At 37.4% G+C, this 16,139-nt stretch carries 19 protein-coding genes; 11 read left to right on the top strand and 8 right to left on the bottom strand.

All coding sequences use genetic code 11. The features are described 5' to 3' along the window. Window positions 1-28: 28 nt before the first annotated feature. From rpoD to Q0371_RS16070, 6 genes are all read left to right on the top strand, one after another. Complete coding sequence (gene rpoD, locus Q0371_RS16095; protein ID WP_169358075.1) at window positions 29-1,156, top strand: RNA polymerase sigma factor RpoD; 1,128 nt, start codon at window positions 29-31, stop codon at window positions 1,154-1,156. Window positions 1,157-1,332: 176 nt separating this feature from the next. Further along, window positions 1,333-1,902 (top strand): hypothetical protein, encoded by a 570-nt coding sequence (locus tag Q0371_RS16090; RefSeq protein WP_298472843.1) that lies wholly within the window; start codon window positions 1,333-1,335, stop codon window positions 1,900-1,902. Between the two features lie 306 nt (window positions 1,903-2,208). Then, window positions 2,209-3,348 carry an acyl-CoA dehydrogenase family protein gene (locus Q0371_RS16085; protein ID WP_169358077.1) on the top strand — a complete coding sequence of 380 codons (1,140 nt, stop codon included), beginning with the start codon at window positions 2,209-2,211 and terminating at the stop codon, window positions 3,346-3,348. 141 nt (window positions 3,349-3,489) lie between these two features. Next, on the top strand, window positions 3,490-3,873 hold the full coding sequence (gene cccA / locus Q0371_RS16080; protein WP_169358078.1) for a cytochrome c550: 384 nt from the start codon (window positions 3,490-3,492) through the stop codon (window positions 3,871-3,873). An 83-nt stretch (window positions 3,874-3,956) separates the two neighbouring features. Next, a complete protein-coding gene (locus Q0371_RS16075) occupies window positions 3,957-4,649 on the top strand; it encodes a tRNA (adenine(22)-N(1))-methyltransferase TrmK (RefSeq protein ID WP_298472838.1) in 693 nt (230 codons plus the stop codon). 2 nt (window positions 4,650-4,651) lie between these two features. After that, window positions 4,652-5,770: a Nif3-like dinuclear metal center hexameric protein gene (locus Q0371_RS16070; RefSeq protein ID WP_298472835.1), complete on the top strand. Its 1,119-nt coding sequence runs from the start codon at window positions 4,652-4,654 to the stop codon at window positions 5,768-5,770. Between the two features lie 117 nt (window positions 5,771-5,887). Here Q0371_RS16070 and Q0371_RS16065 read toward each other — a convergent pair whose 3' ends face one another. Both Q0371_RS16065 and vrrA read right to left on the bottom strand, forming a co-directional pair. Next, window positions 5,888-6,865, bottom strand: coding sequence for a 4-hydroxy-3-methylbut-2-enyl diphosphate reductase (locus tag Q0371_RS16065; protein ID WP_169358081.1), 978 nt, complete (start codon window positions 6,863-6,865; stop codon window positions 5,888-5,890). 68 nt (window positions 6,866-6,933) lie between these two features. Beyond that, the gene (gene vrrA / locus Q0371_RS16060; protein ID WP_298472831.1) at window positions 6,934-7,635 is read right to left on the bottom strand and encodes a VrrA/YqfQ family protein; all 702 of its coding nucleotides are present in this window, start codon (window positions 7,633-7,635) and stop codon (window positions 6,934-6,936) included. A 107-nt stretch (window positions 7,636-7,742) separates the two neighbouring features. On the opposite strand from vrrA, the gene Q0371_RS16055 reads away from it, so the two are divergent. Further along, window positions 7,743-9,041, top strand: coding sequence for a DEAD/DEAH box helicase (locus Q0371_RS16055; RefSeq protein ID WP_169358083.1), 1,299 nt, complete (start codon window positions 7,743-7,745; stop codon window positions 9,039-9,041). A 12-nt stretch (window positions 9,042-9,053) separates the two neighbouring features. Beyond that, on the top strand, window positions 9,054-9,941 hold the full coding sequence (locus Q0371_RS16050; protein WP_298472828.1) for a deoxyribonuclease IV: 888 nt from the start codon (window positions 9,054-9,056) through the stop codon (window positions 9,939-9,941). A gap of 30 nt (window positions 9,942-9,971) precedes the next feature. Here the strand turns inward: Q0371_RS16050 and Q0371_RS16045 are convergent, their stop codons facing one another. Further along, window positions 9,972-10,232 carry a hypothetical protein gene (locus Q0371_RS16045; protein ID WP_298472825.1) on the bottom strand — a complete coding sequence of 87 codons (261 nt, stop codon included), beginning with the start codon at window positions 10,230-10,232 and terminating at the stop codon, window positions 9,972-9,974. Window positions 10,233-10,334: 102 nt separating this feature from the next. Here Q0371_RS16045 and Q0371_RS16040 point away from each other — a divergent pair, with 102 nt between their 5' ends. Genes Q0371_RS16040 through Q0371_RS16030 form a run of 3 tightly spaced genes read left to right on the top strand, consistent with a single transcriptional unit; the run spans window position 10,335 to window position 12,354 of the window. Continuing rightward, window positions 10,335-11,102 carry a metal ABC transporter ATP-binding protein gene (locus Q0371_RS16040; protein ID WP_169358086.1) on the top strand — a complete coding sequence of 256 codons (768 nt, stop codon included), beginning with the start codon at window positions 10,335-10,337 and terminating at the stop codon, window positions 11,100-11,102. Continuing rightward, window positions 11,099-11,947 carry a metal ABC transporter permease gene (locus Q0371_RS16035; protein WP_298472822.1) on the top strand — a complete coding sequence of 283 codons (849 nt, stop codon included), beginning with the start codon at window positions 11,099-11,101 and terminating at the stop codon, window positions 11,945-11,947. The genes Q0371_RS16040 and Q0371_RS16035 overlap by 4 nt, the downstream gene beginning before the upstream one ends. Beyond that, window positions 11,944-12,354, top strand: coding sequence for a Fur family transcriptional regulator (locus Q0371_RS16030; protein WP_169358088.1), 411 nt, complete (start codon window positions 11,944-11,946; stop codon window positions 12,352-12,354). Before Q0371_RS16035 ends, Q0371_RS16030 begins: the two co-directional genes overlap by 4 nt. Window positions 12,355-12,613: 259 nt before the next feature. Here Q0371_RS16030 and Q0371_RS16025 read toward each other — a convergent pair whose 3' ends face one another. From Q0371_RS16025 to Q0371_RS16005, 5 genes are all read right to left on the bottom strand, one after another. Then, entirely contained in the window at window positions 12,614-13,231 is a 618-nt protein-coding gene (locus Q0371_RS16025; RefSeq protein ID WP_251555561.1) for an NAD(P)-binding oxidoreductase, read from the bottom strand. Between the two features lie 141 nt (window positions 13,232-13,372). Next, a complete protein-coding gene (locus Q0371_RS16020; protein WP_169358090.1) occupies window positions 13,373-13,951 on the bottom strand; it encodes a hypothetical protein in 579 nt (192 codons plus the stop codon). 12 nt (window positions 13,952-13,963) lie between these two features. Next, entirely contained in the window at window positions 13,964-15,082 is a 1,119-nt protein-coding gene (ispG, locus tag Q0371_RS16015) for a flavodoxin-dependent (E)-4-hydroxy-3-methylbut-2-enyl-diphosphate synthase (RefSeq protein WP_251555618.1), read from the bottom strand. Between the two features lie 93 nt (window positions 15,083-15,175). After that, window positions 15,176-15,511, bottom strand: coding sequence for a hypothetical protein (locus Q0371_RS16010; RefSeq protein ID WP_169358092.1), 336 nt, complete (start codon window positions 15,509-15,511; stop codon window positions 15,176-15,178). Between the two features lie 48 nt (window positions 15,512-15,559). Next, window positions 15,560-16,060 (bottom strand): DUF1189 family protein, encoded by a 501-nt coding sequence (locus Q0371_RS16005; RefSeq protein ID WP_169358093.1) that lies wholly within the window; start codon window positions 16,058-16,060, stop codon window positions 15,560-15,562. Window positions 16,061-16,139: the final 79 nt, after the last annotated feature.

Below are 16,139 nucleotides of genomic sequence, written 5' to 3'. Positions count from 1 at the left end.
TCATCCGGTAGTAAAAGGAGGAATTCTTATGGCGGACAAGTCTGAACGTACAAAAGAAACGGACATCGAATTATCATTATTAGAAGCAAAGAAACAACTGATTGAGTTAGGTAAAAAGAATGGTGAGGTAACTTATCATGATATAGCAGATAAATTAGCGTCTTTCGATTTAGAATCAGACCAAATCGAGGAATTCATTGATCAGCTAGAAGGCAAGGGTATTGAACTTGGACGTAAAGCTGGAGATGAGGAAGATTTAGATCGTTTGATGAAGGGGAAGGAAGAAGAAACTTTTGACCTTAATGATTTAAGTGTTCCCCCAGGTGTTAAAATCAATGATCCTGTACGTATGTACTTAAAAGAAATTGGTCGAGTAGATCTTTTAAAGGCATCAGAAGAGATTGCACTTGCTGAAAGAATAGAGCAAGGTGATGAAGAAGCGAGAAAGCGTCTAGCAGAGGCGAATCTACGTCTAGTTGTAAGTATTGCGAAGCGATATGTTGGTCGTGGAATGCTTTTCTTAGATTTGATTCAAGAAGGAAATATGGGTCTTATCAAAGCCGTAGAGAAATTCGATCACAGAAAAGGTTTTAAATTCAGTACGTATGCTACTTGGTGGATTCGCCAGGCCATAACTCGTGCAATTGCAGACCAAGCAAGAACTATTCGTATACCAGTGCATATGGTTGAAACTATTAATAAGCTGATTCGTGTGCAACGTCAATTACTTCAAGACTTAGGCCGTGAGCCTTCTCCAGAAGAAATCGGAGAAGAAATGGATCTTCCAGCAGAAAAAGTTCGTGAAATTTTAAAAATTGCTCAAGAGCCTGTTTCCTTAGAAACACCTATTGGGGAAGAAGATGACTCACATTTAGGTGATTTTATTGAAGATGCCGATGCACAGTCACCATCGGATCATGCAGCATATGAGCTTCTTAAAGAGCAATTAGAAGATGTACTAGATACTTTAACTGACCGTGAAGAAAATGTACTCCGTTTACGATTTGGTTTAGATGATGGACGTACAAGAACACTTGAAGAAGTTGGAAAAGTTTTTGGTGTTACTCGTGAACGTATTCGCCAAATTGAAGCGAAGGCTTTAAGAAAATTACGCCATCCTTCTAGAAGCAAGCGTTTAAAAGATTTCTTAGAATAATCAAGAGACATCCTGATAAAGGGTGTCTTTTTTACAGTATTTTTTAGTGCCTTATTTCTCCTGAAAAGTGGGATTACCCATCTCACTTTTCTTTTTATTTCAAGGTGTTCGTAAAATGCACTTGAAACTAGCCGAAAAGATTAGTATAAAGAGATATAAGGGAAAAGAGGATGGATATGTCTATTCAACGAAAAAAAGTAATATTGAATGAGATTGCTTTTTGGAAGCAAAACAAGCTACTTCCCGAGCATTACTGTGATTTTCTCACAGCTCTTTATGCTCAAGGGGAAGGAGAGGGAACCGAAGTAATCAACGATGGCATACTAGCAAAGGAAGCAAAAAAGTCAAAGCTGAAAGTAACCTCGGCTACTTCCGTTATAAGTCTTATTACTCTCGCACTTTTAGGCTCACTAGTTTTCATCACAACGGCCATTATAATACCTATTATTTTATCGGGACTTGCAATTCTAGTTTTTACATACTTATCTATTAAAAAGTTTAGTAAAAGTTCAATCTTATCACCCTTACTATTAGTATTTTCTGCGTTATTACTATTAGGAATTACTTTTAAAATATGGGAAGCCTTTTTCATAACGGAGCCTACTACACTAGTAATTATGATTGCAGTTAACTGCATATTATGGTTATTTTCTGGCTTACGATTGAAGCTAATTTATTTTACTATTTCCGGTATTGTGGGACTCTTATTGATATTTGTATACATCTCCATTACATTTTTTACATAGAATACAATTTTTAATGATTGAAATTTCACGTTACCAGTGGAATTTCATTTTTTTTTTAGTTAATGAACCTACACATGCACCTAAGCAATGGGATAATGGCTTATCGGGTGTTCCATAGAAAGCTGCTGACTGGAGTGGAGATCAATTTTACTTTCTGTGAAATGTATGTAGATTTTATATTTCTCTATTGGAACTAAAAGATTAATAAAGAAAAATAGATTCAAATTCGTTTTAATATGATTATTTACATAATCTTTTGTATAATAAAAAAGTAAGCGTTTTTATTTACAAAGGGGATGGAATAAAATGAATTTTGATTTAACGCAGGAACACCAAATGATTCGTAAAACGATTCGAGAGTTTGCTAGTGAGGTTGTAGCTCCCGGAGCAATTGAGCGAGACAAAACGAAGGAATTTCCAAAAGAAATCTTTAAACAGTTAGCCGACATGGGGATGATGGGCTTACCGTTTTCAGAGGAGTATGGTGGAGCAGGAGCTGATACAGTTAGCTTTGCTATTGTGACTGAAGAATTGAGTCGTGCCTGTGCATCAACTGGTATTACCTATTCAGCTCATATATCACTAGGCGGAGCACCGCTAAGCTTGTTCGGAACAGAAGAACAAAAACAAAAGTACTTAGTTCCAATTTGTACAGGAGAATCTTTAGGTGCTTTTGGATTAACGGAGCCAAATGCTGGATCAGATGCTGGGGGAACTCAAACAACTGCAAAAGAAGAAGGTAATGATTTTGTTATAAATGGAAGCAAGGCGTTTATTACAAACGCTAGTTATGCAAAACATCTTGCACTGACTGCTATTACAGGTATGTCAGATGGTAAAAAAGAGATTTCTGCTATTATAGTTCCAACTGATGCAGATGGTTTTACAGTAATTGATAACTATGAAAAAATGGGGTTAAATGCCTCTAACACGACTGAATTAGTGATAGAAAATGTTAGAGTACCTCAAGAAAACTTATTAGGTAAACGAGGAAATGGTTTCAGACAATTTCTTGTTACGTTAGACGGTGGAAGAATAGGAATAGGTGCAATGGCAGTAGGGATTGCTCAAGCTGCATTTGACCGAGCTCTCCAATATTCCAAGGAACGTAAACAGTTTGGAAAAACATTATCAGAGTTTCAAATTACACAGTTTAAACTAGCAGATATGGCAATGAAGATTGAATTAGCAAGAACGATGGTGCATAAAGCTGCTTGGTTAAAGGACCAAGGACGACCGTTTGGTAAAGAGGCATCTATGTGTAAACTATATGCTTCTGAAATTGCAATGGAGGTTGCTGATCAAGCGATTCAGCTTCATGGCGGATATGGATATATGAAAGAATATGAAGTAGAACGCTATATGAGAGATGCGAAACTTCTTGAAATTGGAGAAGGTACTTCCGAGGTACAACGAATGGTAATAGCTAGACATATTGGTTGTTAAACATTAAAAATATGTCGATTTTGTCACAAAGCTATAAAACTTTCTTCAATAACACTTTTCGTTTTCGACACAATGGAGTACAATATGAGTGTTGACTAATTCTATATTAGAAAAGAATGTATAAAAGAAGGAGGGTTAACTATGCAAAAGAATCCAATTATCCCATTTATACTTATTATGGCATTTGGTATCGGTTTAATTTTCTTCCTATCTATCGATGGAGTAGGTAATAAAGCAGAAATTACGGCTGAACATGAAGCTGCTGAAGGCGGAGAATCTGCTGAAGGTGGAGAAGAAGCTACTGCTGGTGAATTCGATCCTGAAGCACTTGCTCAAGGAAAATGTATCAGCTGTCACGGTAACACTTATGAAGGCGGAATGGGGCCATCATTAGTGGGTACAGCATTGTCTGAAGATGAAATTAAAGACATTTTAGCTAATGGTAAAGGTTCAATGCCTGGTGGTTTAGTACCAGAAGCAAACCTGGATGAAATGGCTGCTTGGGTCAAATCTCTAGGTGAATAAGATTTTAAGAAAAGACCTCTAGATTCTTTCTAAGAATCGAGGTCTTTTTTTATTTTTGTTATAATAATGGTGAGGTGTATAGAATGAATGCGAAAAACTTATCAGATAGACTGAAAACTGTGGCATCCTTTGTCGAACAGGATACAATTTTAGCGGATATAGGAAGTGACCATGCTTATCTTCCATGTTACTTGGTCCACCAATCCATAATCTCTAAAGCAATTGCTGGAGAGGTAGTAAAGGGACCATTTGAATCTGCAGTGAAACAAGTGAAAAGTGAAGGCCTGGATAAGCAAATTGAAGTGCGTTTTGGCGACGGTCTACAAGTGATTGAAGACGAGGACCAAGTGGGCACCGTTACAATTGCTGGGATGGGTGGTCCGTTAATTGCTTCCATACTAGAAGCAGGTAAGCATAAACTTACTAACGTTCACACGCTCATTCTTCAACCGAACATTCACGCAAAAGCAATTAGAGAATGGGCGATTAAAGAAGGCTGGAATATTGATCAAGAAACAATTTTGGAGGAGCATTCCAAAATTTATGAAGTAATTGTACTTAAAAAAGGAAATATGGTGCTTACTGAACAGGAGCTTTTATTAGGACCAATTTTAATGCAAAGCTGTACAAGTGTATTTCAGAAAAAATGGTCAGTTGAAATGAAAGAATGGGAAAGAATACTGACTCAATTAAAAAATATTCCACCATCTCCGGAAGTTTTACAAAAAGTAGAGGAAATAGAGAATAAAATCTCGTTAGTGAAGGAGCTGTTGTAAACATGAAGCAAACCAATGGACAACATCTTATTTCTATCTTTGAAGAATGGGCACCACGCTCCTTAGCGGTAGAGGGAGATTCGGTAGGTCTTCAAATCGGTAGATTAGATAAGCTGGTTACGAAGGTGCTTGTGACATTAGATGTGAACGACGAAGTGGTTGATGAAGCAATTGAGCAAGGGTGTCAGCTAATCATTGCTCATCATCCTCCTATTTACAGTAAGCTTAAGAATATACGTACAGATATGCCACAAGGACGTCTGTTTGAAAAACTGATTAAGCATGATATTGCTGTATACGCTGCTCATACGAATTTGGATATAGCTACTGGAGGGGTTAATGATCTATTAGCTGAAGCACTGAAGCTAGAGAATATTTCTATATTAGAACCAACTACCTCCGAAAACTTAATGAAGCTTGAAGTATTTACTCCTAAAGAAGCTACTGAAACCGTTAGAAAGGCTCTAGCAGAGGCTGGAGCAGGTAATATAGGGGATTATAATAGCTGTAGCTTTACAACCTCTGGAGAAGGCCGGTTTAAGCCTGAGGAAAGTGCAGAGCCTTATATCGGGAAGCCAAATGAGTTAGCGGTTGTAAAAGAGGAAAAAATAGAGGTAGTATTACCTGAATCTAAGAAAAACAAAGTATTAAGAGCCCTGTTAAATAATCATCCCTATGAAGAGCCTGCATACAATTTGATGAGTTTGGATACTCAGGTCAACGAAATGGGGCTTGGAAGAATAGGGTTATTACCAAAGAAAGTTTCTTTGGCGGATTATGCAAATACCGTTAAATCATTGCTAAACGTACCTTTTGTTCGAGTAGTTGGACCGCTTGATAAACCCGTTCAAAAGGTGGCAGTACTAGGCGGAGATGGTAACAAATATATTTCGATTGCTAAAAGAGCAGGGGCAGATGTTTTTATAACCGGGGACTTATATTTTCATATTGCACAAGATGCATTAGCGATGGGACTTGCTGTTATTGATCCTGGCCACCACATCGAACAAATTATGAGAATTGGCGTTGCAAAATATATGCAAGCGGAGTGCCTAAATAAAAAACTGGACTGTGAATTCATCGCTTCTAAGATATCTACAGAACCTTTTAAACTTATTTGACTATAACGTGCTATTCTACCAAAAAAATAAAGCTTCGAAAATTTTACTATTAGTAAATTTTCGAAGCTTATTTTAGAGTATCTTCTATATCGACCTCTACATAATTAAGTTACTTTGTTAGTTAACTGTATAAGGCTCTATTTTAGTAACTGGTTTAGGAACTTTAATCTTAGGTAGAATTTTCTCGGGAAGTACTTTTTTTGTTGTATCATGAGTTGTAGGATCATTTGGATCGTATTTCTCTAAAAACTGGATGACTTCCTTAACAATCGGTGTTGGTGTGGAAGCTCCGGCAGTCACTGCTACATGGTTAACATTGTCTAGCCATTCTAATTTAAGATCAGATATATCGCCGACTCGGTAAGATGGAGTGCCAGCAATTTCCTCAGAAACTTGTGTAAGTCTATTAGAGTTATTACTCATTGGATCACCAACAACAATTAGTAGCTCAGCTTCTCCTGCTTGCTCCGCAACCGCTTCTTGTCTAACTTGAGTGGCAAGACAAATTTCTTTGTGTACCTCAATGTGAGGAAACTTTTCTTTCAGCTTTTCCATGAGATGAACAACGTCCCATTGTGACATAGTAGTTTGATTTGTGACTAATAATTTTGTATTAGAAAGGGAAAGACTTTCAATATCCTCATTTGTTTGAACAAGATGGACTTTAGTTGGGGCAACCCCGATTGCTCCTTCAGGTTCAGGATGCCCTTTTTTTCCGATATAAATAATATCATAGCCTTCTGCTGTTTTTTCTTTTATTAAATCATGGGTAACGGTAACATCAGGGCATGTGGCATCAATGGAAACTAATCCTTTTTTGCGAGCTAATTCCTTTACCTCTGGTGAAACTCCATGCGCTGTAAAAATGACCGTTCCTGTATCGACCTTTGATAGAATATCTAAGCGATTTTCTCCATCTAAAGTAATAATACCATCCTGCTCAAATGCATCTGTTACATGTTTATTGTGAACAATCATTCCTAATATATAAATTGGACGTGGAAGAGATGAATCCATTGCTGCATTCCTTGCAATAACCATTGCATCCACCACACCATAACAATATCCTCTAGGCGAAATTTTTTGTACAATCATCTTTAAGAAACTCCCTTCAATACGAGCATACTCATATTATAGCGGAGGAAAGAGATGATTACAAAATATTAAAATGGTGGCTGGAAAATTCGCGGTAAAGAGACACCGCCAGTAGATGCTACGGTACTAGCTGCTCGGGCAACAGCTGGAGCTGCCGCTGAAGCTGCTGTAGTCGCAGTAGCCGCTGCTGTTGCTGCAGTTGCAGCGCTCGCTGCGGCACCTGCAGCAGGGGCAGCAGAGAATCCACGGTAAAGTCTTAACAGAGCAGGGACGTTTTGAAGCATTGGAGCCCATTGTTTAACCATAGGTGTAATTTGCTGTGCAGTATTTATAAACTTATCAGCTGTTTGCAAATAAGACATGGTTTTACTGCTTAATCCTCCAGTACTTGCTGCCGCTGCACCCGCTGCTGTAGCTGCGGCACCTGCCGTAGCGGCTCCTTGAGCGAATCCTTGCGGCCCAGGACCGAAATTAGGCGGGCCTCCTGGATTAAATCCTCCTGCACGTGGAGGGCCTTGACCAAAATCATTTGGAACCGGTGGACCTCCTTGGTTAAATCCACCAATTGGTGGAGTAGGAACAGCATCTGCAGAACCACCATTGCCTTGGAATTGTCTTATAAAATTTGAAATTGGTCCACTCGCTTGCCCACTTGGTGCTTGATTGAAATTGGGTGGAGGAGGGGGCGTGTTTTGGAAAGAATTTGGATTGCCAAAATTAGAGAAATTGTTTCTTCTCTGAGCAAATGGATAAAATGATTCATAGCGCAATTTATTTCTCATCTCCTTTCGAACAAACAGACTATTCTATTCTATGCAAATTATCGGTTTTATGTACAAATCGTGTTACAATATAGGTATGATAGGGAGGGACTAAAATGTCCAAATATACAGATTATAATTTTCAACCGTTTTTACTAGAAGCTATAAATAAATTAGGCTTCCAAGAACCAACACCAATTCAAAAAGAAATGATTCCACTAGTCTTAAAAGGTAAAAGTGCAATTGGTCAAGCGCATACAGGAACTGGGAAAACACATAGTTTCTTAATACCAATTGTTGAAAAAATTGATGCTAGTAAGCAAGCAGTTCAAGCAATAATTACTTCTCCGACTAGAGAGCTCGCAACTCAAATATATAAAGAGTTGAACAAGTTAATTGAAGGCACTGAAATCCAAACTAAGCTATTTATCGGAGGAACTGATAAAGCTCGTTCAATCGAAAAGTTAAAAACACAGCCTCAAATAGTCGTTGGTACTCCAGGTCGACTTCGTGATTTAACAGTTGAGCAGGCACTCTTAGTTCATACCGCAAAAATATTAGTGGTAGATGAAGCCGATCTTGCATTTGATTTAGGTTTTATCAATGAAATCGATCAGTTTGCATCAAAAATGCCAGATGAATTAGAAATGTTCGTATTCTCTGCTACCATACCAGAAAAACTACAACCATTCCTTAAGAAATACATGGATTCACCTGTGCATATTAAAATAGGTGACAAACGTCCGGTCGCTGATGGAATTGACTTTACTGTTGTCCCTGTACGTAGTAAATCTCGTAAAAAAAGATTATTAGACGTTATTGAAGGTATTAATCCTTATTTAGCGATTATCTTTGCTAATACGAAACAGAATGCGGATGAAGTAGCACACTATTTACAAGGAAACGGCATAAAAGTTGGCGTTGTTCACGGAGATGTTTCTCCACGTGATCGTAAACGAGTGATGAAGCAAATTCACGAATTAGAATATCAATACATTGTGGCTACTGACTTAGCAGCTCGTGGAATCGATATTCCAGGAGTAAGCCATGTCATAAACTACGAAATACCTGATGACCTTGAATTTTTCATTCACCGAGTTGGTAGAACTGCCCGCGCAGGACTAACTGGAACAGCTATTACCTTATTTGAGCCATCTGATGAAGATGCTTTAAACCGTATTGAAAAGATGGGGATTACATTTGAGCATAAAGATGTAAGTAATGGCGAATGGTCTGAATTGAAAGAGAGACATGCGAGAAAGAATAGAACTAAAGTCGAAAATGAGATAGATGCAAAAGCAAAAGCGTTGGTTAGAAAGCCTAAAAAGGTTAAACCAGGATATAAACGAAACATGAAATGGGAAATGGATAAAGTTAAGAAAAGAGAACGTCGCATCAAAAACCGTAAGAAATAAGGGGGAACTTCCATGCTACTAGGATCACATGTTTCCATGAGTGGAAAAGAAATGTTGCTAGCTTCTAGTAAAGAGGCAGCGTCGTACGGTGCAAATACATTTATGATTTATACGGGTGCACCACAGAATACGCGCAGAAAACCAATAGATGAGTTAAACATTGAAGCTGGCCTTGCGCACATGAAGGAAAACGGCATAAATAATATTGTCGTTCATGCACCTTATATTATTAATTTGGGCAATACAACGAAGCCAGAAACGTTTGCTTTAGGTGTAGACTTTCTACAAAAAGAGGTAGAGCGCACTGCAGCTATAGGAGCTACACAAATCGTATTGCATCCTGGTGCACATGTTGGTGCTGGTGCTGATGCTGGTATACAAAAGATTATCGAAGGCTTAAACGAAGTATTAAGCTCTGACTACCCTGTGCAAATTGCTTTAGAAACAATGGCGGGTAAAGGCTCTGAATGTGGTAAGACCTTTGAAGAGCTTGCACAAATATTTGATGGTGTGAAAAATAATGAACGCTTGTCGGTTTGTATGGATACGTGTCATATACATGATGCCGGATATGATGTTGTGAACGATTTTGATGGCGTCTTAAATCATTTTGATCATTTGGTTGGAATTGACCGATTAAAAGTTCTACACATTAATGATAGTAAAAATATTTGTGGAGCAGCTAAAGATCGTCATGAAAACATAGGGTTTGGTGAAATTGGCTTTGATGCATTGCAATATGTAGTGCATCATCCACAGCTGATAAATATTCCTAAAATTTTAGAGACTCCTTTTGTTGGTGTGGATGCCAAATCAAAGAAAGCTCCATATAAAATGGAGATTGAGATGCTACGCACGAAAACTTTTAACCCAAATGCATTAGAATTACTAACTGTTTAAATATAATCAATCATTTAGGACCCTCTCTTTTCATTGAAAAGAAGAGGGGCCTTTTTCTTTCAATTGCTCGTATAAAGCAATTGCACGTTTTTCACCTAAAATATTTATAAGTTTTTGCTGAATAGCATTAGGGACACCTAAAACCAACCAAGTAATAGATATTTCCTGCAGTAAGGGATAGACGCCCTCTATTTCTTTATCTGATAATTTCACATCAAACCCTTTGAGTATTTTCTTAAACTCTTTTTTTGAACAGGTTTGTAGCTGAATAATAAACTTAGCAATATCCACTAGAACATCCTTTCAAGCATTTTTATTTACACTATACGATTTATCCTCTATACTTTTATTTTGTAAATCGTAATCATTATTAATTAGAATAGAGGAAACAAATTGGCCTTACCATTAATTCAATTACATAATATTTCATATAAGTATGAACAAACCCAAGCCTTAATCGATATCAATTTAGTTATTAAGGAAGGCGATTTTCTAGCTATTATCGGTCCCAATGGCTCTGGGAAATCAACCTTATTAAAGATAATGTTGGGCTTACTGAAGCCATCAAACGGAAATGTACTTCTCTTTGGAAAGCCAGCTAATCAGTTTAAGGAAAGGGAATGGATCGGATATGTTTCCCAAAAGTCCAATTCATTCAATACTGGATTTCCAGCAACCGTAAGTGAAGTCGTTAGAAGTGGAGTGGTTAAACAAATAGGTCTGTTTAAGCGTTTTCCGGATGATGTTAAAATACAAGTTCGTCAAGCATTAAAAGCAGTAGGAATGGAAGACTTCGCTCAAAAAAATATTGGAGAGCTTTCTGGAGGCCAGCAACAGCGCGTATTTATCGCAAGGGCTTTGATAAGTAATCCAAAAGTGTTAATACTAGACGAGCCTACCGTTGGAATTGATAGTAAAAATGTTCGTTCATTTTATAATATGTTAGTACACTTAAATCGTGAACATAACATTTCTATCGTATTAGTTACACATGATGTGGACGCAGTATCAACAAGTATTAGCCATGTAGCTTGCCTAAATCAGAGAATTCATTTTCACGGCTTTAAAAAAGATATGGAATCGATGAGCGAGGAACAATTAGAATCGTGGTACGGTCATTCGGTCCGTAAAGTAGAACACCAGGGTGAGGTACAGTCATGATAGAGTCTATTTTTCAGTATGAGTTTTTACAAAATGCATTTGCTTCCGGATTGATTATTGGAATTATTGCTCCATTATTAGGTGTGTTTATAGTTGTCAGAAGATTATCCTTAATCGCTGATGCACTGAGTCACGTAACCCTTGCCGGAATAGCAGGCAGTCTTTACCTTAGTCAATCTGTAGGAGCACTTGCGCTACTAAACCCATTATATTTGGGCATTGTGGCTTCTGTTACTGGTTCTCTCTTTATAGAGAGGCTTCGTCGTTTATATAAGCACTATGAAGAATTAGCGATTCCAATAATTATGTCAGCAGGTTTAGGCTTTGGTGCCATATTTATCTCCTTAGCCGAAGGGTTCAGCTCTGACTTGTTTAGTTATTTATTTGGATCGGTGTCTGCTGTTAGTAGACAAGATCTTTGGATAGTTATTTGTATAGCAGCGGTTGTCTTCTTGTTTTTAGGATTATTGTTTAAAGAACTATTTGTACTATCCTTTGATGAAGAGTATGCAAAGGCATCTGGCCTTCCTGCTAAGTGGATTCATATGCTATTCATGATAGTCACAGCTCTAGTAATAGCTGCCTCTATGCGAATTGTGGGAATCTTACTTGTTTCCTCTTTAATGACCTTACCTGTAGCAGCTGCTATGAGATTGTCAAAAAGCTTTAAACAGGCGCTCATTCTTTCAGTAGTATTTGGTGAGCTAGCTGTCCTTATTGGATTAGTAAGTGCATTTTACCTTGATTTAGCCCCGGGAGGTACCATTGTAGTTACATCTATTGTCATTTTACTTGGAGCTATTTTTGTTAAAAAGAAGGGTAGAAAGGGAGCGGTGGCAACGTGAATATAGATAAAGCATGGGATATTCTTAAAAAAGAAGGTTTTAAAAAAACAGACAAGCGAGAACAAATTCTTGATATTTTTTCTAAAACAACCAAGTATATTACCGCTAGAGATATATTAGACGTCATGATGGAGGAGCATCCAGGCATGAGCTATGATACTATTTACCGTAATCTTAGTACTTTTGTTGAGCTTGGTATTTTAGAAGAAACAGAGCTTGCCGGCGAAAAGAACTTTCGTATGCAATGTGAAGTAGATCATCACCACCATCATTTTATTTGTTTGAAATGTGGCAACATTAAAGAAATAAATTATTGCCCGATGGAAACGCTCCAAAATTCGATTCCTGGATATGAAATTGAAAATCACAAGTTCGAGATTTACGGCAACTGTCCAGAGTGTCATTAAAAACTTATTCTGTTAGGAATAGTGCTGAACAAAATTTTTCACCACATAAAAAGCCTCGAAAACTCTACGACCTAGTAAAGTTTTCGGGGCTTCTCTATTTTCATTCCTGTAGTTGTTTTCCGTTACAGCGGACGCTTTCTGCGGGGCACGGCTTCCATTTTCCTCGTCGCTTTGCTCCTGCTTAGGCTTTCAGCTCGGTCTATTTCCCAGGAGTCGACGGGCAAATCTTTAAAAAGTGTTACTTACGCTAAAATATATATTAGCTGCTTATTCCTACAGAAGTATTTTCATACGAGCTGTCCGTTAACGCCTTGTAGATAAAATCAGCTACATCTGCTCTTGAAATTGATTTTCCGGAACTAGGAACGCTTGTAGCAGACTCTTTGTAATTCCCAGTAAATGCTTTGTCCGTTAGTCCCATAGGTCTTACAATCGTATACGTTAAATTATTGGATTTGATATATTCAATCGCATTCTTATGATCGGCTAACACGTTACCAAGCATCTTCATCATCATCTTGCCCATTAATCCAGGTATTTCATTTTCTACACCTGCCGAAGCAGTATAAACAATGCGGCTTACATTATTTGCTACCATTCCATCAACTACATTTTTCATCATATTCTCTAGTTGCGTTGATTTTTTCATCCCGGTTGTGGAGCCTAAACACGAAACAACGGCATCTTTTCCGTTTATAGCAGCTTCGACAGCTTGCTTGTCAAAAGCATCTCCTTGAATAATAGTTAGATTCTCGTGATTAATCTCTAGCTTGGAAGGTGTACGAATATAAGCAGTGACAGAATGACCGTTGTCTAATGCCAATTTAGTAAAATGTTTACCTACTCCACCGCTAGCTCCAAATATAATAATGTCCATTCGTAATTCCTCTTTTCATTTGTTTTGGTTAATGTTTTGCTTTTTGTAGCCATTAACATTCTGCAATCTTATGCAAAGTCATGAAGTTGGTTTATATCTAAAAAAAGGAGGTAACCCTTAACAGGTTACCCCTTCAACTTTTTATTTAATTGTCATCGAAAATTCCTTTTCAATCCAATTGTTAGCCTCAATCCAGTTATTCACTCGAATGACTCCCTTAGGAGCTGGCTGCTGGTTATATGGGGTATTGAACAATAATACAGGTATATCTAGCTCTTCATTTATTTCAACAGCATTGTCATGCTTGTCTTCGAAAAATACATGAACCCCATGCTTTCTTGCAGTTTCAATTTTGTTATGCGTACCAATCAATTCGATATGGTCATATAGGAGCTCTTGCTCTTTAAACCAGTTTAGCGTTACATCCATCACGTTTTCTCCACGAGCTGAGATGAAGTATAGCTCATACTTTTCCTTCCATGCTGATAAAACAGCTTTCGCATCAGCCTGGATAGGGGATGTAGCGTAAATGACTGGCTCAGAGGATTTAAACCATTCATAAAATTCCTTTTGGTCTACTTCAAAAGCTTTGGTTAAGTCATATTCTTTAATATCCTCTAATTGCAAGTTGCATTTAAATGCTTCATTTATATGAGGTAGCAAAGAAGTAGGGCAAGTTACTGTCCCATCTATATCAATGCCGAAACGTACATTCGTCATTTATATCTCTCCTTAAGCTTGTTGAGCTTCAATTTCCTTTTGTTGCTTTTCTAACTCTTGTTTCGCAAAATATTCAGCTGCGATTTTATCAATTTCAATCTTAAGTTCATCTACCATAGTTTCCTCTGGCACTTTGCGAACTATTTTTCCTTTACGGAACAATAGACCTTCGCCACGTGCACCAGCAATTCCGATATCAGCTTCACGAGCTTCTCCAGGACCGTTTACTGCACAGCCTAGTACTGCTACTTTAATAGGTGCTTTAATATGGGAGATATACTCTTCCACTTCATTTGCAATAGAAATTAAGTCGATTTCAATACGTCCACATGTAGGGCAAGAAATTAATGTAGCCGCATTAGAAGAAAGACCAAATACTTTTAGCAGCTCACGAGCTACTTTTACTTCCTCCACTGGGTCTGCACTTAACGATACACGTAATGTGTTTCCGATACCCATGGCTAAGAGTGTTCCTAGGCCGGCAGCACTCTTAATAGATCCAGCGAACAAAGTTCCTGACTCAGTAATCCCTAAGTGTAATGGATAATCAAATGCCTCAGAAGCCTTGCGATATGCTTCGATCGCAAGATTAACATCCGAAGCCTTCATCGAAACGATAATATCATGAAAATCCAAGTCTTCTAGGATTTTAATATGGTGTAGAGCACTTTCTACCATACCGTCTGCAGTAGGATAGCCATATTTCTCTAAGATTTTTTTCTCTAATGAACCAGCATTTACTCCAATACGAATTGGAATACCTTTTGCTTTAGCGGCATTAACAACAGCTTCTACTTTTTCTTTACGCCCGATGTTACCAGGGTTAATACGAATTTTATCAGCACCTTGCTCGATTGCAATTAGTGCTAATTTATAATCAAAATGGATGTCCACTACTAATGGAATATTAATACGTTTTTTTATCTCGCCGATCGAATAAGCAGCACGTTCATCTGGACAAGCTACACGAACAACCTGACAACCAGCTTCCTCTAAACGTAATATTTCAGCTACGGTTGCTTCCACATCATGTGTTTTAGTTGTTGTCATACTTTGAATAAAAAGTTCGTTACTGCCACCTATAGTTAAGTTTCCAACTCGTACAGGACGAGTTTTGGAACGATGAATTATTTCACTCATGAAATTCTCTCCTTCTTGAGGCTTTATGCCGTCACTATCCACCATTTTATCAGTCTTTCAAACGAATTGACAAGGAAGAAACCTCTAATTTTCTTTTTTACAGTTTGATTGTGATGTATAAACAGGTAAAAGTACTTTTTCTCCGACATGAAATGATTGCTTTTTTAAGTGTGGATTAAGCTCGTAAAAATCATTTAATCGTTTAGTAAAAGAAATTTCTTCACTAGTTGGGTAAATGGCAAACAACGAATAGATTGTTTCTCCGGGCATAATCTCAGCAACTATATATTCTGGAGATTCCATACATTCTTCTATTAAGACTTCACTTGAATAAGCTAGTGGGATTGTTCCTTCAAACAAATCTACCTTAATAATATAAAACGATATAAAAAGTATAATGGTTGCTATAAATAGTTTCATAAAAAATCCCCCCCTAAACAACTCTATGTCGGAGGAGGGGACATTATGCTATTTCTTTATTGGATAATATTTTAAAGAAATATATAAATAGACAAAGGTAACAGCATAGATTCCTAGCTGAATCCAATCGTTAGACCATTGCAGGATTGCAATGACAATAGAAATGACCATAGGCACCGTACTAGCAAACAGCGTAGTTCTCCAAAGGTGTCGATATTCTCCACGTCGTTTTAAAAGAAGAAGTATTAGGGTACCTAAATAGGCAAAGATACTAATACGGACAAATATAAACATAGTATTTAAAACAAATAAAAATAGAAATGCAAAGGGATAGATTAACCATTGAATATCAGAAAAGTATTCGATTAGTCCTTCTACATTTTGTTGTTGTTCTGAAATACCGTTTATAAATCCGAAAAAGGAGATTGCGGTCATGAAAAATACGTAGATAAACACGTATTGCATTACCTTTCCGATTGGAATAAGTCGAAATGCAGCAATTTTTTTAGGGCTATGTAGGCTTGCTTTAAATAGCTGAAATAAATTCATAAATTTCACCCTTTCTATTCTATATTATCATCATCAGAATGAACTAAACAAAGTAAATTTAATTTTACTTTGTTAAGAT

This window comes from uncultured Psychrobacillus sp., from assembly GCF_938022135.1.
Lineage (GTDB): Bacteria > Bacillota > Bacilli > Bacillales_A > Planococcaceae > Psychrobacillus.
Note: the sequence above shows the minus strand (reverse complement) of the source record. Positions and strands in the feature narration are given on the sequence as shown.

Coding starts and splice junctions, on each gene's coding strand:
- Q0371_RS16005 (WP_169358093.1), bottom strand. CDS start 16,060: ATGAATTTATTTCAGCTATTTAAAGCAAGCCTACATAGCCCTAAAAAA.
- cccA (WP_169358078.1), top strand. CDS start 3,490: ATGCAAAAGAATCCAATTATCCCATTTATACTTATTATGGCATTTGGT.
- Q0371_RS16025 (WP_251555561.1), bottom strand. CDS start 13,231: ATGGACATTATTATATTTGGAGCTAGCGGTGGAGTAGGTAAACATTTT.
- Q0371_RS16075 (WP_298472838.1), top strand. CDS start 3,957: ATGAATGCGAAAAACTTATCAGATAGACTGAAAACTGTGGCATCCTTT.
- rpoD (WP_169358075.1), top strand. CDS start 29: ATGGCGGACAAGTCTGAACGTACAAAAGAAACGGACATCGAATTATCA.
- Q0371_RS16055 (WP_169358083.1), top strand. CDS start 7,743: ATGTCCAAATATACAGATTATAATTTTCAACCGTTTTTACTAGAAGCT.
- Q0371_RS16070 (WP_298472835.1), top strand. CDS start 4,652: ATGAAGCAAACCAATGGACAACATCTTATTTCTATCTTTGAAGAATGG.
- Q0371_RS16050 (WP_298472828.1), top strand. CDS start 9,054: ATGCTACTAGGATCACATGTTTCCATGAGTGGAAAAGAAATGTTGCTA.
- Q0371_RS16035 (WP_298472822.1), top strand. CDS start 11,099: ATGATAGAGTCTATTTTTCAGTATGAGTTTTTACAAAATGCATTTGCT.
- Q0371_RS16090 (WP_298472843.1), top strand. CDS start 1,333: ATGTCTATTCAACGAAAAAAAGTAATATTGAATGAGATTGCTTTTTGG.
- Q0371_RS16065 (WP_169358081.1), bottom strand. CDS start 6,865: ATGATTGTACAAAAAATTTCGCCTAGAGGATATTGTTATGGTGTGGTG.
- Q0371_RS16020 (WP_169358090.1), bottom strand. CDS start 13,951: ATGACGAATGTACGTTTCGGCATTGATATAGATGGGACAGTAACTTGC.
- Q0371_RS16085 (WP_169358077.1), top strand. CDS start 2,209: ATGAATTTTGATTTAACGCAGGAACACCAAATGATTCGTAAAACGATT.
- Q0371_RS16010 (WP_169358092.1), bottom strand. CDS start 15,511: ATGAAACTATTTATAGCAACCATTATACTTTTTATATCGTTTTATATT.